Annotated in this window: 20 protein-coding genes; 6 read left to right on the forward strand and 14 right to left on the reverse strand. The window is 72.1% G+C overall.

Annotation, left to right across the window (positions count from 1 at the left end; translation table 11 throughout):
* Nucleotides 1–30 precede the first annotated feature (30 nt).
* The 3 genes from ACZ60Q_RS22815 to ACZ60Q_RS22825 all read right to left on the reverse strand — a co-directional run bounded on the left by ACZ60Q_RS22815 (nt 31) and on the right by ACZ60Q_RS22825 (nt 1,849).
* Nucleotides 31–243: a hypothetical protein gene (locus tag ACZ60Q_RS22815; RefSeq protein ID WP_469637501.1), complete on the reverse strand. Its 213-nt coding sequence runs from the start codon at nt 241–243 to the stop codon at nt 31–33.
* Between the two features lie 227 nt (nt 244–470).
* Nucleotides 471–1,121: an MOSC domain-containing protein gene (locus ACZ60Q_RS22820; protein WP_469637503.1), complete on the reverse strand. Its 651-nt coding sequence runs from the start codon at nt 1,119–1,121 to the stop codon at nt 471–473.
* A gap of 233 nt (nt 1,122–1,354) precedes the next feature.
* Nucleotides 1,355–1,849, reverse strand: a complete 495-nt coding sequence (locus tag ACZ60Q_RS22825; RefSeq protein ID WP_469637505.1) for a hypothetical protein — start codon at nt 1,847–1,849, stop codon at nt 1,355–1,357.
* A 233-nt stretch (nt 1,850–2,082) separates the two neighbouring features.
* Between ACZ60Q_RS22825 and ACZ60Q_RS22830 the strand changes: the two genes are divergently transcribed.
* Entirely contained in the window at nt 2,083–2,994 is a 912-nt protein-coding gene (locus tag ACZ60Q_RS22830; RefSeq protein ID WP_469637508.1) for a LysR family transcriptional regulator, read from the forward strand.
* Here ACZ60Q_RS22830 and ACZ60Q_RS22835 read toward each other — a convergent pair.
* On the reverse strand, nt 2,983–4,053 hold the full coding sequence (locus ACZ60Q_RS22835; RefSeq protein WP_469637614.1) for a helix-turn-helix domain-containing protein: 1,071 nt from the start codon (nt 4,051–4,053) through the stop codon (nt 2,983–2,985). The genes ACZ60Q_RS22830 and ACZ60Q_RS22835 overlap by 12 nt on opposite strands.
* Nucleotides 4,054–4,148: 95 nt before the next feature.
* Here ACZ60Q_RS22835 and ACZ60Q_RS22840 point away from each other — a divergent pair, with 95 nt between their 5' ends.
* Entirely contained in the window at nt 4,149–5,678 is a 1,530-nt protein-coding gene (locus ACZ60Q_RS22840; RefSeq protein ID WP_469637511.1) for an alpha/beta hydrolase, read from the forward strand.
* Nucleotides 5,679–5,769: 91 nt separating this feature from the next.
* Here the strand turns inward: ACZ60Q_RS22840 and ACZ60Q_RS22845 are convergent, their stop codons facing one another.
* Nucleotides 5,770–6,180: an Ohr family peroxiredoxin gene (locus ACZ60Q_RS22845; protein ID WP_469637514.1), complete on the reverse strand. Its 411-nt coding sequence runs from the start codon at nt 6,178–6,180 to the stop codon at nt 5,770–5,772.
* 113 nt (nt 6,181–6,293) lie between these two features.
* On the opposite strand from ACZ60Q_RS22845, the gene ACZ60Q_RS22850 reads away from it, so the two are divergent.
* Nucleotides 6,294–6,782: a MarR family winged helix-turn-helix transcriptional regulator gene (locus ACZ60Q_RS22850; protein WP_469637517.1), complete on the forward strand. Its 489-nt coding sequence runs from the start codon at nt 6,294–6,296 to the stop codon at nt 6,780–6,782.
* Between the two features lie 254 nt (nt 6,783–7,036).
* Here the strand turns inward: ACZ60Q_RS22850 and thpR are convergent, their stop codons facing one another.
* Nucleotides 7,037–7,666 (reverse strand): RNA 2',3'-cyclic phosphodiesterase, encoded by a 630-nt coding sequence (thpR, locus tag ACZ60Q_RS22855; protein ID WP_469637520.1) that lies wholly within the window; start codon nt 7,664–7,666, stop codon nt 7,037–7,039.
* A gap of 123 nt (nt 7,667–7,789) precedes the next feature.
* On the opposite strand from thpR, the gene ACZ60Q_RS22860 reads away from it, so the two are divergent.
* Nucleotides 7,790–8,818, forward strand: a complete 1,029-nt coding sequence (locus ACZ60Q_RS22860) for an aminoglycoside phosphotransferase family protein (protein WP_469637523.1) — start codon at nt 7,790–7,792, stop codon at nt 8,816–8,818.
* A gap of 60 nt (nt 8,819–8,878) precedes the next feature.
* Here the strand turns inward: ACZ60Q_RS22860 and ACZ60Q_RS22865 are convergent, their stop codons facing one another.
* Nucleotides 8,879–9,805 carry a LysR family transcriptional regulator gene (locus ACZ60Q_RS22865; RefSeq protein ID WP_469637526.1) on the reverse strand — a complete coding sequence of 309 codons (927 nt, stop codon included), beginning with the start codon at nt 9,803–9,805 and terminating at the stop codon, nt 8,879–8,881.
* A gap of 290 nt (nt 9,806–10,095) precedes the next feature.
* Between ACZ60Q_RS22865 and ACZ60Q_RS22870 the strand changes: the two genes are divergently transcribed.
* Nucleotides 10,096–10,707 carry a helix-turn-helix domain-containing protein gene (locus ACZ60Q_RS22870; RefSeq protein ID WP_469637529.1) on the forward strand — a complete coding sequence of 204 codons (612 nt, stop codon included), beginning with the start codon at nt 10,096–10,098 and terminating at the stop codon, nt 10,705–10,707.
* Between the two features lie 153 nt (nt 10,708–10,860).
* Here ACZ60Q_RS22870 and ACZ60Q_RS22875 read toward each other — a convergent pair whose 3' ends face one another.
* From ACZ60Q_RS22875 to ACZ60Q_RS22905, 7 genes are all read right to left on the reverse strand, one after another.
* Complete coding sequence (locus ACZ60Q_RS22875) at nt 10,861–12,003, reverse strand: PQQ-dependent sugar dehydrogenase (RefSeq protein ID WP_469637532.1); 1,143 nt, start codon at nt 12,001–12,003, stop codon at nt 10,861–10,863.
* 503 nt (nt 12,004–12,506) lie between these two features.
* Entirely contained in the window at nt 12,507–14,435 is a 1,929-nt protein-coding gene (locus tag ACZ60Q_RS22880; RefSeq protein ID WP_469637535.1) for an HtaA domain-containing protein, read from the reverse strand.
* A gap of 144 nt (nt 14,436–14,579) precedes the next feature.
* Nucleotides 14,580–15,764, reverse strand: coding sequence for an oxygenase MpaB family protein (locus ACZ60Q_RS22885; protein ID WP_469637538.1), 1,185 nt, complete (start codon nt 15,762–15,764; stop codon nt 14,580–14,582).
* Between the two features lie 59 nt (nt 15,765–15,823).
* Nucleotides 15,824–16,879 carry a polyprenyl synthetase family protein gene (locus ACZ60Q_RS22890; protein WP_469637541.1) on the reverse strand — a complete coding sequence of 352 codons (1,056 nt, stop codon included), beginning with the start codon at nt 16,877–16,879 and terminating at the stop codon, nt 15,824–15,826.
* Nucleotides 16,869–17,147: a polyprenyl synthetase gene (locus ACZ60Q_RS22895; RefSeq protein ID WP_469637544.1), complete on the reverse strand. Its 279-nt coding sequence runs from the start codon at nt 17,145–17,147 to the stop codon at nt 16,869–16,871. The genes ACZ60Q_RS22890 and ACZ60Q_RS22895 overlap by 11 nt, the downstream gene beginning before the upstream one ends.
* A gap of 436 nt (nt 17,148–17,583) precedes the next feature.
* On the reverse strand, nt 17,584–18,729 hold the full coding sequence (locus ACZ60Q_RS22900) for an RNA polymerase sigma factor (RefSeq protein WP_469637546.1): 1,146 nt from the start codon (nt 18,727–18,729) through the stop codon (nt 17,584–17,586).
* Between the two features lie 7 nt (nt 18,730–18,736).
* Nucleotides 18,737–19,144 carry a YciI family protein gene (locus tag ACZ60Q_RS22905; RefSeq protein WP_469637549.1) on the reverse strand — a complete coding sequence of 136 codons (408 nt, stop codon included), beginning with the start codon at nt 19,142–19,144 and terminating at the stop codon, nt 18,737–18,739.
* Between the two features lie 390 nt (nt 19,145–19,534).
* On the opposite strand from ACZ60Q_RS22905, the gene ACZ60Q_RS22910 reads away from it, so the two are divergent.
* Nucleotides 19,535–20,119, forward strand: coding sequence for a DUF998 domain-containing protein (locus ACZ60Q_RS22910; RefSeq protein ID WP_469637552.1), 585 nt, complete (start codon nt 19,535–19,537; stop codon nt 20,117–20,119).
* The last annotated feature ends 178 nt before the right edge of the window (nt 20,120–20,297 follow it).

The following is a 20,297-nucleotide window of genomic DNA, read 5'->3' on the forward strand; positions in this document are numbered from 1 at the left end:
ACCTCGGCCGAGCCTGGTGGCGGCGCCGTGTCAGTCCGTCGGAGGGACGCGGATCACGGGGTCGAAGGGGTGCTTGTTGAAACCGCTGCGCACATTGCGGCAGCTCGGCGCCTTGCACACGAAGAACTCGTCGACGCTCCGGCGGCCCGTCCGGCTGCGCAGCCAGGTCTTCTCGTCGGCTGTGAGGGAGCGGTGCTGCTCATCGGAATCGCACGTGTGGCAGTACATGTCGCGGGCCGGCACGGGGCCTCCTGAAGGGGGCGAACTGGCAGAAGGCGAAGCATAGGGGGATGTGTCGGGCGTGGGCGGTGCCCGGCGCGCCCGGTTTCGTGGATGCCGGCGTGGGCGCGCGCCCCGTGGGTTCGTGTCCGGACGATGACTCGATGACCTGCCGTAGAGGCTTGAGCAGCTGGGATCCGGCCCGCTCGGCCTCTCTTGCGTGCGGCCGATCTCCTGAGAAGATCGATCAGCTACGCGGTCGTGCGCCTGCGTACCAGTTCCCTGCTCTCCTCGGGCAGCGCGTCAGTGACCAGCAGTCGCGGCAGTAGGTGCGGCTCGCGTGTCATCGCGCGGAAGACCAGCGCGACGGTCACGTCGTGGTCGGGCCGGTACACGATCTCGACGGGGTCGGAAGCCCGGATATCCCCCGGCTCGATCACGCGAAGATAGGCGCCCGGCACCGCGGCCTCGGTAAACCGCTTGATCCAGCCCTCTCGCTCCAGCCACCCCTGGAACGTCGCGCAGGGGATCCGTGCGCACGACACCTCCAGGATCACATCGGGACCGACGCGCCAACGCTCACCGATCAGGGCACCGTTGACGTCGAGGCCGAGGGTCGTGAGGTTCTCCCCGAAGACGCCGGCTGCGAGCGGCCTGCCCAACTCGGCCTCCCATCCGTCGAGGTCCTCGCGGGCATAGGTGTAGACGGCCTGGTCAAAACCGCCGTGGTGCTTCACGTCGTAGACGCGGTCGCCTGCGAGTCCCACCTCGCCGGTGCCCTTGGGGCCGGGTGCGCTCACGGCGACCGGTCCGTCGACAGGCCGCTTGTCGATGCCTGTCGCACCGAGACCCTTCCACAGGTTGGGACGGGGCTTACCAACGTTGACGGAGAGCAGTTTCATGCGCGCGACGGTACGGTCACCTGCGCGCCGGGGCGACTCATTTCCCTGCCGACCCCTTGAGATCGATCGTATGGGTGCCTGCCGGGGGCGGCCAGATGCTGATCCTGCCCAGTGCGCCGGGGCTGTGGTCGCAGGTGACATCGGCGGCGAGGGCCGGCGGCGGTGATCGAGCGGACCGGACTGCTACCGGGCGAAAACGTTCCGGGGGCGATCCCGCGGGCCGGGCCGGTCGCCTATTCCAGGCCGTTGCGTGCGGCAAGCGTCAACAGGGCCCCGATCAGGGCGGGTTCGAGACCCAGTGCCGTGAAGATGAGTGGCGGTCCGCCTCGCCGTTCGACCTCGACGCGGTGGATGGCCATGAAGAGGGAGGCGCTGCTCATCCTGCGCAGACCGGTCACCTCCTGCCACGCCACCGCGTCCCGCACCCCGCCGAACGGGCCGGTGACGGCGATGCCCCCTTGGTGCAGCCGGCACTGGTTGCCGCCGTACCGCGCTGTGACGAGGCGCCAGACCAGCCGCAGGCCGAACAGGACCAGCACCACCGCGGCGGCCACGGTGCCCTTGAGCAGCGCGGAGTTCGGCCTGATCCATACCAGCGCGACGATCATGACGACCACCAGCAGGGTGATGGTCCGTACCGCGAACTGGGCGAGCGCACCCGCGAGCCGCACGGCGTGGTACGTGCCGATGCGCTGCCCCAACTCCGGTCCGCTCCGGGTCTGTCGCACAAGGAAACCGCCTTCTCGGGATCGAAACCACCGGGACCCGCGCGTCCTCGACCGAGCGAGCCGCGGGCCCCGGACGGCCGCGCGACCGTCCTTCGGCGCCGCCGCCTGTCCGACGCTATGGCTGCCCGAGACATGACACCAGCGACCGAATCGCATGGAATCCATGCGCGATCGGAATGCGATCGGGGAGGATGCCGGTGTCCGGGCGACGCGTGCGGCGGCAGGGGGAAGACATGTGGGAGAACGAATCGCTCCGGTTGCTCGTCGCCGTGGCCGAGACCGGATCGTTCACACGGGCGGCGGCCCGGCTCGCCTACACGCAGTCCGCGGTGTCCCGGCGGATCGCCGCGCTGGAGCACCGGGCGGGCGGACCGCTGCTCGTACGCCTCCCGCGAGGCGTACGGCTCACCCCGGCGGGGCGGGTGCTGCACCGGCACGCCGTGGACGTGCTCGACCGGCTGGCCCGGGCCGAGCGTGACCTGAACGTGCTGCACGCCGGAGACGGCGGGCCGCTGCACACGGGCGCGTTCGCCACCGCCAACATCGCACTTCTGCCCGCCGCGCTGCGCGCCCTCAAGGACGCCCGGCCGGGGATCGAGGTGGTGGCCACCGAAAGCCCGACCGGCACGCTGGTGCGGCAACTCGCCGACGGAACGCTGGACCTCGCCGTCGTGAGCGACTACCCCTACGGCCTGCCCTCGGCCGACGGGATCACGACCACCGTGCTGTGCGAGGACGCGCTCCTCGTCGCCCTCCCGCGCCGACATCCCCTGGCCGGAGCCGACGCCGTCGACCTGCACGAACTCCGCGACGAGACCTGGATCCAGAGCGCGTACGGCGACCGTCCCACGATGCTCGCCGACGCCTGCGCCCGAGCGGGTTTCACCCCGCGAAGGGTCATGCGGATCGCCGGATGGGCAGGCAAGTTCGGCTACGCGGTCGCCGGGCTCGGCGTGGCCCTGGTCCCCTCGCTCGCGGCGCCGGCGGTTCCCGGCGAACTCGTCCTGCGCCCCCTCACCGACCCCGCCCTGCGCCGGACCGTGCACGTGGCACTGCCCGACACACCGCTCCCGGCGGCCCTGGCTCTGGGAGATTTCCTGCTCGGGGCGGTCGCGGAGCGCGAACAGCCCCGCTCACCGGGGTGACACGGCCCCTGTCCCGTCGGGTACGTCGGGTGCGGGGGCGGTGGACGCCTGCCCTTCACCCACGGCCACGCTCCGCGCACCGGCACGGCCGTCCATCGCCTCCAACTGCGCCTCCAGGGCAGCCAGGAGCCAGTCGTGCGCGGAGCCCGGAGTCGGCTCGGGGCGGCCGCCGGGGACACCGACCACCTCGGCCGTCAGGTCCCAGTACCGGTCGATACGCGGATCGGCCGCGAGCCGCCCGGCCAGCACACGGCGGAAGGCGGACGTGTCGGGGGCGCCGTATGTGTTCGCGTACGCGTCCACGAATCCGTCCAGCGCCTCGCCGGGACAGGGCTCCGCACCACGGAGCAGCTCCCCGCCCGCCAGGTCGTACGCCGTGGCGAGACCCGCGTACAGCACGGCCGACGCACGGGCCCCCGCGACGCCGTGCGCCCGGGGCTGGCAGGAGCCACCGCCCCCGCCGCCGTCGCACGGACGGGTCACGTAGGCGTGCAGCCGGGCGAAGGCGAGGACCTGGGCCGGCCGGGGGGCGTCGGGCAGGTGCGGCACCGCCGTCTCCAGGAACGCGGTGACGGACCGGGCGGGCATGCGGGGCGGCAGCCACGAACGCCAGAACCGGGCCAGCGAGGCGGTGCTCGGTGGGACGGCGACCGCACCGACCAGCCGCAGCCGGCCCGGGCGTTCGGCCGGTGGGCTCTCCTGCACCAGCCTGAGCGCGGCCTCCCGCCAGCGCAGCGCGGCGAGCTCGGTGCCCAGGGAGCGCAGCCGGCCGGCCACGGCATCCTCCAACGCGCCACCCTCCCGGGCCCCGTCGTCCCGCTCGTCCTGCTCGTCGAGGATGCGGCGCACCTCGGGAACCGACAGATCGAGGCCGCGCAGGGAGCGGATCATGCCCAGCCGCTCGACTGCCTGCGGGGCGTACCTGCGGTGCCCGCCGGTGCTGCGGGACGTCTCCGGAAGCAGCCCCCGGTCCGAATAGAAGCGGACGGTCTTGACGCTCACGCCCGTGTGCTCGGCCAGCTCGCCGATGGTGCAGAGACCGTCGTACGACGAGAACACTGGAACCTCCACCAGGGGGAGTTCCTACGATACCGGCGAGCGCTGCCGGGGGATCGGGGCCGGAGCGCGGAAGGACACCGTGACAAGGAGGGACCATGACCGTATTCATCCTGGTGGCCGGGACGTTCACCGGACCGCATGTGTGGCGGGACACCGCCGCTCGGCTGACCGCGGACGGCGCCGAGGTGCGAACGGTGGCGCTCACCGCACTCGGCGGACGCCCCGGAGATCCCGGCGAGGCCGTCGACCTGGGGACCCATGTCGCGGACGTGCTCGCGGTGATCGACGCGGTGGCTGCGGAGGCCGGCCGGAAGATCGTCCTCGTCGGCCACGACTACGGCATCCACCCGGTGGTCGGCGCTGCCGACCGGAGGGCCGGGTCGATCGCCCGGATCGTCTACCTCGACGCGGGGATGCCGCGGGACGGAGTCCCCGCCCTGGCCGCCGTGAGCGACCAACGTCTGCGCGAGGAGGTGGTGGAGCGCGCCGCCGGAAACGGGGAACGGGGGGCCGGCGGTGAGCTGCCACCCCCGGCCCGGGACGCGTGGTCCCGCTGGGGGAGCACCGCGGGTCTCTCCGGGGCGGCGCTCGACGGGCTCACCGCCCTCGCGGCACCGCAGCCGCTGGGCACGCTGCTCCAGCCGTTGCGGCTCACCGGAGCCGTGACCGACGTGCCGGTGACCGGGGTGCTGTGCACCGGCAACGGGCCGGGCGTCGAGATGCTCCAGATCTTGGTGGACGTCGGCGATCCGGCCCTCGTGGCCCTGGCCGAGGCCCGGGTCCCCTTCCTCGAACTGCCCACGGGGCACTGGCCGATGCTGTCCTGCCCCGCCGCGCTGGCGGAGACCCTGATCGAGGCCGCGTCCGGCGGGGGACACCGGCTGGCCACCGCCGACGCCGCCCGTACGGCCGCCCATCTGCGGCCGTTCCTCCTCGACCTGCCCGAAAGGCCCCGCGAACGGACCGGGAACACCGACCTGTACCTGCCGGACGGTCCGGGCCCACACCCGGCCGTGGTGTTCGTGCACGGCGGACCGGTGCCCGCCGAGGCGCGGCCGACGCCCCGGGACTGGCCGACGCTGGCGGGATACGCGCGCCACGTCGCGGGGCAGGGAGTCGTGGGCGTGACGTTCGACCACCGCCTGCGCGCCGTGACCGACTACGAGGTGGCCGCCGCGGACGTGGCCGACGCGGTGGAGCGGGTGCGCGCCGATCCGAGGGTGGACGCGGACCGGGTCGTCCTGTGGTTCTTCTCGGGCGGGGGGCCGATCATGGCGGACTGGCTGATGAATCCGCCGGCGTGGCTGCGCTGCGTGGCAGCGAACTACCCGATCCTCTCGCCGCTGCCTAGCTGGGGGCTGGGCGGCTCCCGTTTCCACCCGGTCAGGGTGGTCTCCCACGCCGGTCGCCTTCCCATCGTGCTGGTCCGGGCGGAACGCGAGAGTGCCGAAATCGCCGCTACCGTCGAGGAGTTCCTGACCGAGGCCACTCGCTGCGGAGCGAACGTCGAGGTCATCGACGTACCGGAGGGGCGTCACGGCTTCGAGACGCTCGACCCGACCGACGGGGCGCGCGAGGCCGTGCACCGCGCGGTGGGCGCGGTGCTGGCCCGGTTGAAGGAATGACGCCCTGATGCGCGGGGCCGGCCGGGGGCCTTCCTGGCCGGCCCGCCGAAAGGGGGACGACCGGATGAGAGGCGGCGACCTGAGGGCGGCGCTACTCGATGACCAGTTCGACGTCGATGTTTCCCCGTGTGGCCTTGGAGTACGGGCAGTAGGCGTGGGTGGCCTCGACCAGCTTCTGCCCGGCCTCGCCCGCGAGGGCCTCCGGGAGTTCCACGCGTATGACCACCGCGAGCCCGAAGCCGCCGCCGTCCTTGCCGATGGAGACCTCGGCGGTCACGGAGGCGTCCTTGGTGTCGACCTTCATCTCGCGACCGACCGCGGCCATCGCGCCGGCGAAACAGGCGGCGTAGCCGGCGGCGAAGAGCTGCTCGGGGTTGGTGCCCCGGCCGTTGCCGCCGAGTGCCGGGGGCATGGCGAGGGGGAGGTCGATCCGGCCGTCCGAGCTCACGGCGCGGCCCTCGCGGCCGTTGGCGGTGGCGGCGGCGGTGTACAACGCGTCCATGGGTGACCCTCCACTGGAGCCCCGACCGGGATGGTCGCGGCGACAGGAATAAAGATTGCACACAACTGAATTGCGCACAACTCAATGATGTGGCCGGCGGTACGCTGGTTCTCATGACCACCGTTCCGGGCGCCTCGCCCGATCTCTCCGGCGTTCCCGACGCGGAGCTGCTGCGCCTGGACCACCAGGTCTGCTTCTCGCTGCACGCCGCTTCGCGCGCGTTCGGCGGCTTCTACCGGCAGGTTCTCAAGGGCCTGGGTCTCACCTACTCGCAGTACCTGGTCATGCTGGTCCTGTGGGAGCACGGCCCCCAGCCGGTCAAGGGCATCGGGGAGCGCCTCCATCTGGACTCCGGAACCCTCTCGCCGTTGCTGAAGAGGCTGGAGACGGCCGGACTGGTCCGGCGCGAGCGCAGCCGCGAGGACGAACGCTCCGTTCTGATCGACCTGACCGACGAGGGCGTGCGACTGCGCGACCGCGCACTGTCCGTCCCCCGTGGCGTGCTGGACGCCACCGGTCTGTCCCTGGACGAGGTGCTCGGACTGCAGGAAGTCCTGGGCCGTCTCACCGATGCCCTGGGCGAGGCTGCCGAGGAGCGCTGAGCCCCGAGGGCCGGCGCCCGGCCGGAAGCGGGCTCCGCACCGCGCCGGAGCGGCGCAAGCCGGCGAACCGGCGAATCCGTGACCGGTGATCAGCTGTCGCGGTGAGCCAGGTCGTCGGCGAGGACCGTTGCTGGTCGGCACCGGGCGGCGGAACCCGACCGATGCCGAGACGCGTGAACCGGGCGGGCTTGCGTCTGCTCTCCCGTTCGTCCTCGGCCGGCGCCGCGACCGCAGTGGCGGAGCACGGCGTTCGTTCAGGTCCCGTCCGCCCCGTGGCGGAAGTCCCAGGCCTCGATGTCGCGGTAGTGGATCGGCCCCGGGCCTCGGCCGATGTTGCTGCCGACCAGGTGGAGACGCCCGGCCTCCCAGCTCCGGCCGGCGAACGCGGCGAGCCCTGCCGCGGCCTCCACCGCGGCCGTGTGGTCGCCCCGGCGGGACCGGGCCAGCGTCAGGTGGGGCCGGAGCGGCCGCTCGGGGAAGGAGACACCGCACTCCCTGACGAGGGCGCGCACGTCGGTGGCGAGGTGGTGCAGCTCTTCGACATCCCCCGTGACCCCGGTCCACAGCACCCGTTCGTCGAAGTGCCCGCCGCCGCGCAGCGCCAGCCGCAGGGGCTCTCGCAGCGCCGCGAGTTCGGCGAGCGGAGGCATCAGGGGCGGGACGGTGGCGACCGGTAGCTCACCGAGGAACGCCAGGGTGATGTGCCAGTCCTCGACGCGGTTCCACCGCATGCGGGGGTAGGCGTCATAGGTCGGGCGCAACGCCTGTGCCAGCTCGTCCTTCGCGTCGTCGGGCGGAGCGAGCGCCAGGAACACGCGGATCGTCGCGGCCCGGACACGTTCGTCCGCATGGGGGCCGGTCACGGCTTCGAGCGGTTCGTTCACCTGCCGTACCGTACGGGCCGGCCACGCCCCCACCGCAACGCGGGGGCCCGACGCCGGACTCGGGGCGCGGGCACGTGTCGCATCCCACGGATCAGGACATGGACCCCGTGCGAGGATGAGCGTATGGGATCGCGACTGCCGTGGGGGGACGGGCTACGAGCCGGCCTGGGCGCTCCGAGGCGTTCCCGACGGCTGAGCAGCAGCCCGCGCTCACGGGTGTGGCGGGTGGAGACGACCGGGGCGCCGGTGGTGGTGAAGCAGATCGTCGACGGTCCCGACGCCGATGAGCGGTACGCCCGCGAACTGGCCGCGTTGCGTCTTGCCGCCGGAGCCGACCCGGCCGTGGTGCCCGCACTGCTGGGCACCGCCCCCGAGGACCGGGTGCTGGTCCTGGAGCATCTGGACCACCAACACCCCTCCGGCGACTGGATCGTGGACTACGCGGCGGCACTGGCCCGGCTGCATGCCGTCGCCCGCCCCGAGCACGCCGGAGTGCTGCCCCGCTGGCAGGGTCCGGACGGGGCCGACGCCGCCTCCTTCCTCCGGCTGGCCGAGGCTCTCGGCGCTCCCGTCCCTCCCGAAGCGCCCGGAGAGCTCGACGAACTGGTGCACCGGCTCGCCGGGGTGCCCGGGCACGCCCTGCTCCACGGCGACCCGTGCCCCGGCAACGACCTGCACACCGCCGACGGGACCCGGTTCATCGACTTCGAACAGGCCTCACTGGGCAGCGGGCTGGTGGAACTCGCCTACCTGCGCATCGGCTTCCCGACCTGCTGGTGTGTCACCGCGGCGCCCGCCCCGCTGCTGGAACGGGCGGAGGCCGCCTACCGCACGGCATGGCGCACCGAGACCGGCGACGAACTCCACTGCGGCCTCGCCGACTCCTGCGCCGGCTGGCTGATCCGGGGCGACGCCCTGGTCCGGAGGGCCCACCGCACAGGCACCGATCACCTGGCCCGGATCCCGGTCCGCGACTGGAAATGGGGCACCGTGACCGCCCGGCAACGCCTCGTCCACCGGCTCGGTGTCGTCGGCGGCATGACTGCCGGCCGCGATGGTCTGAGCGGACTGGGCACCCTCTGCACGGGCATGCGCCGGCAGATGCTCGCCCGCTGGCCCGGGCTCCGGCCCGTCCCCTCGCAACGCCCCTGAGTCGAGGGCGCTCGCCGCACGGGCCGACGGCCATCGGGGCGGTGAAGTCGTCGACGGGCGTCAGCGGGCCCAGCCCGGTGTCCACGCGTCGCCCGGCGGCTTCGGCCGCACCTGCGCGAGGTACCTCCGCAGCGCACCCAGAACCGGGTGCGGGTTGCCCGTCCGGTACAGGAGCACGTGCGGGTAGACCGGCGTCGGACCCACGACCGGAATCCGCCGCAGGTCGTGCGAGGCCGGCCACACGTACCGGTCCCGGGAGCCGACGAGTGTGGCCAGCGCGGCGGAGTCGGCGATCGAGTCCATCAGCGCCTCGGTCCCGAAGTCGGGCCCGACCGCGTCGATACGCAGATCGAAGCCCTCCGCGAGCCCGTCGTAGTAGGCGGCCCACTCGGTGCCCTGCCTGATGCCCGGGATCCAGATCCGGTGCCCGGCCAAGTCCCGCGGAGCCAACGACCGGGCGGAGGCCAGCGGGTGGCGCGGTCCGACGAGGAGCTGCAACGGATCGTCCAGGACGCGTTCGGCGCTGATCCCGCCGGGCAGTGCGCCCGCGTGCACGGCGCGGAAGGTCGCGTCGATCTCGCCGGCCCGCACCGCCTCGGCCGCCCCGGTCACATGCGCGTCCGCCAGCGTCACCACGTCCAGGTCCGTGCCGGGGTGGGCCTGGTAGAAGCCGTGTACGGCCAGCGCCGGGGCGATGCGCCGGTGGAGCACGTCCACACGCAGCACCCGGCCCCCGGGGCGTACCGAGGTAGCAGCTCGCTCCACGGCCCGCAGGACCTCGCGGGCGTGGGGCAGGAAGGCACGCCCGTCCGGAGTGGGGAGCGCTCCACGCGCGGTGCGGACGAACAATGTCACCCCGAGCACGCGTTCCAGGCCCGCCACGCGCTTGGAGACGGCCTGCTGGCTGATGCGCAGGTCCACGGCGGCTTCCTGGAACTGCCCGGTGTCCGCGACGGCGACGAATGTGCGCACGGCTTCGATGTCCACGCCCTGAAGCCTAGGTGCCCACAACCATCGGTTGTGGCTCACCGGTCACACGGTTGTTGGACCATGGGCCCGTCCCGCTGGTCGAACCTCGCCGTCAGCGATCGGTTGTGACGGGCACTCCCGCTTCGGCCCGTCCCGAGGTGTCGAACGACGTCGCGGGCGAGTGCGGCCGGGGCGTGCCGGACGCTCGTCGCGTACGCCCGCGACGCGGGTGCCCCGGGTGAAGGGGACGAGGCCCCAGGGGGTCCGACACCAAGTGCGCTTTGCCCTCATGGCATACGCTCATGCCTATGACGCAAGAAGACGGTGAGCTGGACAGCCTGGTACGCAAACGCATCCGCGCCCTGCGGGTGGCCCAGGGCTGGTCCCTGGAGGAGCTGGCCGCCCGCGCGAAGGTCAGTCAGTCCACGCTCAGCCGCATCGAGAACGGTCGGCGCCGACTGGCCCTGGACCAGTTGGTCACTCTCGCCCGCGCTTTGGACACCTCCCTGGACCAGCTGGTCGAGACCGCCTCCGACGACATCGTCTCCCACCCGATGATCGACGGGGCCCACGGTCAGATGAGGTGGCCCATCAAGGCGGAACCCGGCATGACCGTCATTCGTCAGCGCATGACCGAGCCGCCGCCCGACAACCCTTCCCGTCTGCGCGCGCATCCGGGCCGCGAGTGGCTCGTCGTCCTCTCCGGCACCGCGATCCTGCTCCTGGGCAACCGGCGCCTGCGGATCGAGACGAACCAGGCGGCGGAGTTCCCGACGATGCTCCCGCACGCGATCGGCGCCGAGGGCGGGCCGTGCGAGCTGCTGGGCATCTTCGACCGGGACGCCCGTCGTGGCCATCAGCGCGGCGAAGGGGCGGAGAGGGCGAACCGCGCGGCCCCGTCCGGGCGGAGCCTCCCGTGATCAGTTCGGGGCGGTGAGTCGGGGTGCCGGCCGTACGCGAGGGCCCGAGCCCCCTCGCGTACGGCCGGACCATGGGACGGGGCCCGCCGATCATCATGATTGGCGGGCCCCGGCACCGGTCCGCGCGGCTGACCTCCCGTGCGCTTCAGCAGGTCACGCGGGGTCGACGCGGGAGACGGCGCCACCGCTGCCGAGGACGTACAGCTCGCCGTCACCGCCTTCGACGAACGAGATGACCTCGCCGCCGCTGACTCCGAGGTCGCCCACGCCGGTCACCTCGCCGTTCTCCATCCGGAGCGTACGCAGGGTGCCGTCGCAGTAGTCGCTGAACACATAGCTTCCCCGCAGGTTCGGGAGCGCGTCGCCGCGGTAGACGAATCCGCCGGTCACCGAGCAGCCGAGGCCCGTGCGGTCGTACTCGTGGACCGGCGGAACGTGGTTCGCGGGTTCCGTGCCGCCCCGGAAGGGGTGGGTGCCCTCCATGGAGGACCAGCCGTAGTTCTCGCCGCCCTCGCTGTCCGCCGGAGCCCAGTCGATCTCCTCCCAGTCGCTCTGACCGACGTCGCCGATCAGCAGGTCGCCCGTGCCCGCGTCGAAGGAGAACCGCCACGGATTGCGCAGCCCGTACGCCCAGATCTCGTCCTTCGCCTTCGCGTCGTCCACGAACGGGTTGTCCTCCGGGATCGCGTACGGCTCGCCTCCGCTCGGGTCGATCCGCAGCAGCTTGCCGAGAAGTGTGTCGAGCTTCTGCCCGTTGCCGTGCGGGTCGCCGCCCGCTCCGCCGTCGCCGAAGGCGATGTACAGATAGCCGTCGGGGCCGAACTTGATGTCCCCGCCGTTGTGGTTCGCGTACGGCTGCGTCTGGGTGAGGACGGTGCGCCGGCTCTCCGGCTGGAGTCGGCCGTCCTCCACAGTGAACTCGTCCACCGTGCTGGTGCCTTCGAGGTCCGTGAACGAGATGTAGAAGTGTGCGAAGTTCTTGTCGAACGCGACGCCCAGCAAGCCGCGTTCGCCGTCCATGGTGGTCTCGTCGGATATGTCGAGCACGGGTGCGCCGAGGCCCTGGTCGTCCAGGACTCTTACGGTTCCCGCGCGTTCGGCGATCCACAGCGTGTCATCGGGTCCGGCCGTTCCGGCGGACGGCCCCTGGGCCCTGGCCACTTCGGTCAGGGACGCGTTCACCGGCTGAACCGGGTCGGCGGGCTCGTCGGCCGACGCCGTGGCCAGAGCCAGAGCCAGTGACGTGACGAGGCAGAGCGTGCCGATGATCGCCGAGCTTCTGGTGCGAAATTTCACCGTGGCCTCCTGGAGGCGGCGAATGGGGGAGGTCACCCGGCTGCTCGAACGGGGTTGAGTGGGGGTGCGAGCCGGCAGGCAACCTGGGTGGGGGAGTTGGTGTGTCACCGGCTACAGGTGAGGATAGAGGGACGGACGTGGCCTGGCCTAGACCAGCGTTACGGGATCTTCTTCCACGGCGGCGCTCGCACCCTTCGCAAGTCGGTAGTCGGCCAATCGTCGACGCGAACTCGACCGGTGATGTGCTCGTGGCGCCTGTTCGGCCGTTGACGGGAGCGCTCCCATCTCGTTCGACTGCCCTTCCACGCACCCTCATCGCGCCGTGCCGCTTGACAGCCGGCGAACGCCGCGCCGATTCGGGAACGCACCCACAGGGCCGACCACCACATCCGGATGTCCTCCGCCTGGTCAACACCGGTACGGCCTCCGCCACCGCCGCTGCCCCTCTCCCGGACGACGGGAGAGGGGCAGCGGCGCGAATGCCGGGCGGAGCGTGGCCCGGGTCAGCGCACGTCGACCTGGTCGCCGGAGCCGGTCGTGCCCAGACGGGACGACGTGGTCGTGAACTGCGCCTTCCAGGTGCCGTCCTTCTTGGCGGTGAACCCCTTCGAGAACACACCCTTGCTGTTGGTGCGTACGGTCGCCGACTTGCTCCACTTGCTGGAGCCGTCGGCCTTGAACAGGATGATCACGTTCTGGCCGGAGGCGTTCTTCCAGGTGCCGTCCAGACTCCTCAGGGTGCCCTTGACGGTGATGGTGCGCCCCTTGCGGACCGGCTCGGGGGAGGCGTTGAAGCCGGAGACGGCGGTCCGCAGCTTGACGTCCACGTTGTCGGAAGTGCTGACGGCCGCGGCGCGGTCGGCGGTCCCCGCGTAACGGGCGCGCCAGGTGCCGTCCTTGACGGCGGTGACCGATGCCGAGGCGACGCCCTTGCTGGTGGTGCTGACCGTGGCGGCCCGGCCCCAGGTCTTGCCGCCCTTCGTCCGGAACTCGACCACGACGGGCGTCTTGGACAGCGGCCGCCAGACGTTGTCCGTGGCGCCGGCGGTCTGGAGCGTGGCGACCACCTTCAGCTTGTCGCCCTTGCCGACCGGCTCGGGAGAGGCGTTGAAGGAGACGATCCGGGCGGGCACGGCGGACACCGTGAGAGCGGCGGCCGAAGTGGCGCTCTCACCAGACGTGTTGACGAAGACGGCGCGGTAGCGGTGGCCGTTGAGCGCGGCTGAGGCCTTGACCGACAGGGTGGTGGTGGCGGCTCCGGGGACGGTGCTCCAGGTCGCGCCACGGTCGGTGCTGAGCTCCCAGCGGACCGAGTCCGCGCCGGTCGCGGCGGCCGTGAACGCGGCGGTGGTGCCCGAGCGGACGGTACGCGACGCGGGGTGCTGGATGACGGTGGCGGCGGGGACCTCGACGCCGAACGTGAGCGGCTGGGCGACGTCCTGGGCCCGGGAGGGCATCCAGGTGGGGTCGCCGCCGTCGTGCGAGTTGAAGCTCGTGACGAAGCAGGCGGTGGTCCGGCAGTCGACGACCGGAGCCCCGGAGGGGGTGAATGTCTCGGTGAGCTTCAGCTTTACGGTGAACGTACCGTCCGCGCCGACCTGGCGGACGTACGCGGCGTTGCCGAAGACGCTGGGGTACGTGGTGCCGGGCATGGCTATGGACTGGGCCAGGTAGACCCCGCGCCCGGGCCGGTAGCCCTTGCCCGTGACCGTGACCTCGTTCTCCGCGCCCAGGTCGGTGACCTGGCTGACCGTCAGGGTGGGGACGCTGACGCCGCCGCTGACGGCGAGTGGGTCGAGCGCCGTGCCGGCCGGGTACATGGGCCGGCCCTTGAAGGTGAAGATCTCCGCGCCCTCGGCGGTGACCGCGGCTGTGATGCCCCGCCAGTCGAGGGCGGATCCGTCGAGGGCGCCGGCCGCCGCGGTGAGGGTGGCGAGCGGCACGCCCGTCGTGGTGACCGGGGCCTCACCGACGACGAGATCGGTTGTCACGTCCACGTGAAGTGTGCCCCTGCCGTCCTTGATGAGGACGCGCGGGTTGGCGAGGGTGATGGCGGTGATGCCGTGGCTGGGCATCGCGTAGGTGACCGAGCCGCCGAAGCGCACGTCCGCGGAGCGCCCCGCGGGATCCACCGAGCCGTGCTTGACGGGATAGCCGATGAGTCCGGCCGCGTCCTTGGTCGCGCCGCCGGCCACGTTCACCGAACCGCCGGAGCCCGTGATGTAGCGGACCCAGGACTCCTTGAAGCCCCACGAGGACTGACCGGACACCAGGATCGGGGAGGCCGCGGACGTGGTGCCCGCGGCTTGCGCCGGTGCGGCGGCGTGGACGCCCGGGGCGGCGGAGGCGGGAACGGCGAGGGCGCCTGCGCCCACGGAGACGACGGTCAGGGCGGCGAGAGCGGCCAGGCGGCCGCGGCGGGGCATGGACATGCGCTGCATGTCTCCTTCGGGGGAGGGGCACGGCGCACGTCTGGACGGAGCCGTTCCCGGGAGGCGAACGAAAGAAGGGGGGATACCGGCTTCTCGGCGTGTGGGGACCCGAAGACGACACATCGCATGTTAGGTGAGGCTTACCTAATTGTCACGGTGGGGTGTGTGGCCGGGGACGGTGACGACGGGCGGCTTCCAGCGGCGGGAGCGGAACGCCCCGGGGGAGACGCCGTACTCCTTCTTGAGCTGTTCGGGGATGGCGTAGTGCATGACGCGTCCGCGGGTGAGGGAGGACAGTTCGAGGACGGTGGTGAGATGCCCGAGACGGTCCAGGGCCCAGGCGCCGAGGGGCGACCGGTCCTCGATGGTCTCCAGGACGCCCAGAAGGTGGGGTACGGCCTTGACGACGGTGTCCCACGAGGTACGGGGCACCTGGAGCCAGTCGGCGCAGGTGGAGCCGACCAGGTGCCGGATGAGCGCGGAGACGATCGGGTCGAAGAGGGTCCCGGGCACGACCTCCTCGTAGAGATCGATGAGCTGCCGGGTCAGCAGCGCGCCCTCCTCGGAGGGCCCCATGTGCCGGATCATGTACAGGTCGAGGAACTGGCGGGCCTGATCCAGGGACCGCGGGACGGCCTCCTGGCTGACGCCCAGCATCGCGCCGACCACCCGCCACGCGTAGTAGTAGGCCGCCGCGCCTTCCTCCGACATGTGGATGCCGAGGCGGTGCAGGCTGTCGAGCACGAGCAGCGAGAAGAACATCTGCCCGCCGATCATGTCCTCCTGGCAGATCGGCGTCCCGAGTGCGTCGGTGTCCCACCGCTGCTCGCGCAGGAGGTGATGGCGGATCGACGCGTGCAGAAGACGGACCTTCTGGGCGGCGGGGATGAAGCGGCCCCCGGCCTCGAAGGCGTCGGGACGCATCAGGTGGACGGTGAACTGGCCGGTCTCCGCCATCCGCTTGGAGGGGTACTCCAGTCCGTGGGTGGCGGAAAGGAGCTTGGCCACGTGCGGGACCACGTAACAGGCCGGCATGGAGGCGAACGACAGCGCGGTGGAAATATGCACGTTGTTGTCGATGAAGAACAGCCGGGCCTTCTCCATCTCCCCCCAGTCGACCCAGGCCGGCGGGGCACTTGTGGCCTGAAGGTACTCCCGGGCGACATCGGGCAGTCCGTCCGGCAGGGGAGCGCCGGCGGTCGAGACGTAGCGCATCAGCGTGTTGAACTTGCCCACCTCCCCACGTTCGAAGAGCGCGGCGACGGTGGCGTCGGCCAGTTCGTCGCCGTCCTGCCGCAGGGCGTTCATCGAAGCCTCGGTACAGGTCACGAAAGGACTTCCTTGTTCTCGGTGTGGTGTGGTGTGGTGTGGAACGGGCGGGCGAGGAGTCAGGACAGCCGTACGGTCGCCGAGTTCGCCAGCGCGGTCAGGGCGTCCGCCGCACGCGGCGGTACGTCCAGCTCATGGAGGGCGTCGAGGGCTTCCTCGACGCGCGCCGTGATCATGTCTTCGACGAGGCCGGGGGTCTTCAGCCCGCGCATGACCGCGCGCACCGCGTGCAGCCCGTCCTCGTCCGGATCACGCCGGCCCAGAAGGGTCCGGAGCCGGTCACGGTCGTCCTCACCTGCCACTCGCCAGGTCTCCGCCAGCAGGGCCGTGGGCCGGTGGCCGCACACGTCGTCGGTGTTGGCCTTGCCGGTGCGTCGGGGGTCTCCGAACAGCCCGAGCAGATCGTCCCTCAGCTGGAAGGCCTCGCCCAGCGGCAGCCCGTAGGCGGAGTAGCCCTCGCGCAGCCGACCGCCGGCCCCGGCCAGGGCGCCGCCGATCAACAGAGGCTGTTCGACGGTGTACTTGGCGGTCTTGTACCGGATGACCTTCAGCGAGGTCTCGGTGTCAGGCACCGCTCCGGTGCGCAGGATCTCCAGGCACTCGCCCGCGATCAGCTCCCGGCCCAGAACCGTCCACAACGGGCGGGCCCGGCCCAGGTAGGCGACGGGCAGACCGCTGGTGGTGAACAGCTCCCCGGCCATCCCCAGCAGCAGATCGCCCACCAGCATCGCCAGCGACCTGGCGGCGGCGACGGAACGCGGGCGACGGCGCACGGCCCCGCGCAGAGCGATGTGCGCGGTGGGGCGGCCGTGTCGCAGAGCGCTGTCGTCGATGAGATCGTCGTGTACGACAGCGGCGGCGTGGATCAGCTCCAGGGAGGCCGCCGCCCGCACCAGCGCGGCACTGTCCGGCTGCCCCGCCGCCCGCCAGCCCCAGTAACAGAACGCCGCCCGCAGCCGTTTGCCGTCCGCGACGACCGCCTCCACCTGCGCGGCCACCGGGGCCAGGACCGGGTCGATCGCCGCGAACAGATCGGCCTCCCGGGCGACGAACGGGTGCAGCACCTCATCGACCCGGGCCTTGAACGCGGCCGCGTCCCACCGGTCAGACGTCATCGGCGGCCCGCCGGGCGACGGCATGCCGGGCGAGCAGCTCCAGATGGGCCGGCGGCGGGGCGGAATACCGGTCCAGCACCAGGCGCCCGCGCGCCGTCAGCTCGTGTTCGGCCTCCGCCGCCAGCTCTGCGGCGTCCGAGCGGCGCAGCAGCCCGCGTACCGCTTCCAGAGCCGACCCTGCCGCGCTCACCGCCAGATCGGCCGCCCCCGCCACGAGCAGGACCACCCGTTCGTCCAGCTCCCCGTAACGTCCCGCTTCTCGCGTCATGCCACTCCCCACCCCGGAACTGCCGACGGCGCAGGTCGCGCGCCCGTCTCACAGCATCGCGACGCACCGGGCGCCGAAGGGGCGGAAGTCACGATCGAGTGATCAACTCGCTCGGCTGTACGATTCTTCGCCGGGCGACGGCGCCGGCGCTGTCGCGGAAGCCCGCCGACCCGTACGTGATATCGGGAGGAGCCTCGCGCTCCCGTCTTCTCCGCCGGCACGACGGTGCGCCGGGGCGCACGAGACGGGCCGCAGGGGCCGCGCGAGGAACCTGGACGCGGAGCTGCCGAGCCGAGGGCGATCCGCGCGCGTGCGGTGCGGAGTTCTGGAGGCCGTCCTCGCCAACCCTTGGCTGGAGATGCCTTGTTGCCGCGCCCGAGGTGTACGCCGGACCGGCCGTTCACCACCTCCGGACGCGGTGGGCGCGGTCGATCCGTCAGCGCCGGAGGCCGGCGTTGAGCCGCGCGGCCTGGCGCGTGAGGTGGTCACGCTCGGCGAGCGTGGGAGCCTGATGGGCAGCCTCCGCGTACAGCCGGGCCGCCGTCGGCAGGTCGCCGTCGCGCTCGTGGAGATACGCCGCCACCGCCGTACGGCGCGGCAACGTGTCGCTCAGTGCGGCGAGTTCGGCCAGCCCGGCGCGTGGCCCGTCGGCCTCGCCGACGGCCACCGCACGGTTGAGCCGGACGACCGGGCTGTCCGTCAGGCCCGCGAGCTCGTCGTACCACTCGACGATCTGCACCCAGTCGGTCTCCCCGGCGGTCGGCGCGTCGGCGTGGAGCGCCGCGATGGCGGCCTGGGCCTGGAACTCGCCCAGCCGGTCGCGGGCGAGGGCCGCCCGCAGGATCTCGACGCCCTCGGCGATCGCCCCGGTGTCCCAGCGGCCCCGGTCCTGCTCGGCGAGCGGCACCAGGCTTCCGTCGAGCGCGGTCCGGGTGGCGCGGCGGGCATGGTGGAGCAGCATGAGGGCGAGCAGCCCCGCCACCTCCGGGTGGTCGATCGCTGCCGCGAGCTGCCGGGCGAGCCGGATCGCCTCTGCAGCGAGGTCGACATCGCCGGAATAGCCCTCGTTGAAGACCAGATAGAGGACGCGCAGCACGGTGGCGACATCGCCGGGCTGATCGAACGGCACGCTGGAGACGGTGCGCTTCGCCCGGCTGATGCGCTGCGCCATGGTCGCCTCGGGCACCAGATAGGCCCGGGCGATCTGGCGGGTGGTGAGCCCGCCGACGGCGCGCAGCGTGAGCGCGACGGCGGACGACGGCGTCAGCGACGGGTGGGCACACAGGAAATAGAGCTGGAGCGTGTCGTCCACCGCCGGTACGGGTCCGGGCGCGGGCTCCTCTTCGACGAGGTCCTCCCGCCGCCGCCGGGAGGTCTCCGCCCGGGTCGCGTCGAGGAATCGCCTCCAGGCCACGGTGACCAGCCAGCCCTTCGGGTCCCGCGGTCGCTCGTCCGGCCATACGCGGACCGCCTCGACCAGGGCGTCCTGCACGGCGTCCTCGGCCGCCGCGAAGTCTGCTCCGCGGCGGACGAGGATTCCGAGGACGCTCGGAGTGAGGCTCCGAAGGAGGGCCTCGTTCATCGTGGCGTCACTCCGTCACGGTGGGCGGCGCGGACAGGAACGGGCGGACCTCCAGCCACTCGTGGATGGGCTTCCCGCCCGCTCCCGGAGCGGCCGACAGTTCGCCGGCCAGCTCGACGGCGCGGTCGTAGCCGTCGACGTCGATGATCATCCAGCCGGCGATGAGGTCCTTGGTCTCGGCGAACGGTCCGTCGGTGACCGGCGGGCGGCCCTCGCCGTCGTACCGGACCCACGCGCCCTCGGGGGCGAGCGCCGAGCCGTTGACGAACTCCCCGGACTTCTCCAGCCGGTCCGCGAAGTCCTGCATGTACCGCATGTGCGCCGAGATCTCCTCGGGCGTCCATCGGTCCATCGGTACGTCGTTGACCGCGGCCGGGGCTCCACGGTAGTGCTTGAGCAGAAGGTACTTGGCCATGATGTCGCTCCTCGGTGCTGTGCGGCCCGTTGTGGCCGCTTCCACTACAGGGACGGAGACGGATACGGGTTCTCGACATCGTCGCCCGAAAACTCCTCGAAATCTCTTCGACGGGCCGGGGAAGGGCCGGGGGCCACCGCTCGCCGAGGCCCCACGGACGCGAACCGCACGGGCTCCGCATGGCGCCCCACGGGACCACGGCGCAGACTGGACGGAGATGGGGACGGCAAGGGCGACTGCCCCGGAGAGGCCCGGAACGATGGGTGAGTACGTGGATCTGCCCGGTGTCAGGACCTGGCTGCCGGGCGTCCCCGCGTGGCCGGTGACGCGGCCGACTGAAAGCAGGCGGAAGTTAGCGTAGGGCGATATCTATACATTTATGCTGACCTGATGCGATCTGCTCCCTGGTGGGCCTTGGTCTCCTCCGGATGCGCCCCCGTCCTTCTGGTCGGCTCCTGGATGATTGCGCAGCTGCGCCAAGGACCGGCGTACGACCCCGCGACGCAGACCCTGAGCGTGCTGGCCTCCTACGGTGCCGCCAGCTACTGGCTGATGACAGGGATACTGCTGGTGCTGGGGACGTGCTACGTGGTGACGGCGTACGCGCTCCGCCCGGCGGCGTCCGCAGGGCGGGTGGCCCTGGCCGGCGGCGGACTGTGCGCACTGGCCCTGACGCTGGTGCCCGCTCCGAGCGACGGCGGGGCGTTGGAGCACGGGGCCGTTTCCACTGCGGGCCTCGTGCTGCTGGCGGTGTGGCCGCCCCTGGCCGCGGTCCGGAACGGCAGGCCGGTGCCGTGGGGGCTGAGGCTCGATGTGTCGCTCGTCGCGAGCGCGTTGATGTGCGCGAGCGCTCTGTGGTTCCTGGCGGAACTGCAGAGCGCGGGGGCGCCCGGCGTCGCCGAGCGTGTGGTGACGTTCGCCCAGGCGCTGTGGCCGTTCCTGGTGGTTGTCTCCTGCCGGAGAGCCGCGGCCTGACGGAGTTCGACGTCGAGGAGCAGCGGCGGACGCTGCGCGGTGAGACTCACGGGCGCACTATTGCGGTGGCCCCGCCGGGCACGGAACCGGCGGCGGGACCAGAAGCGGTGCGGCGCGCGGCGGGAGCGCCGGTGCGGACGGCTCCGGGGTGACAGTCGGCCGCTGCCACCCCGAAACC

It is taken from the genome of Streptomyces sp. NPDC104313 (assembly GCF_055583985.1).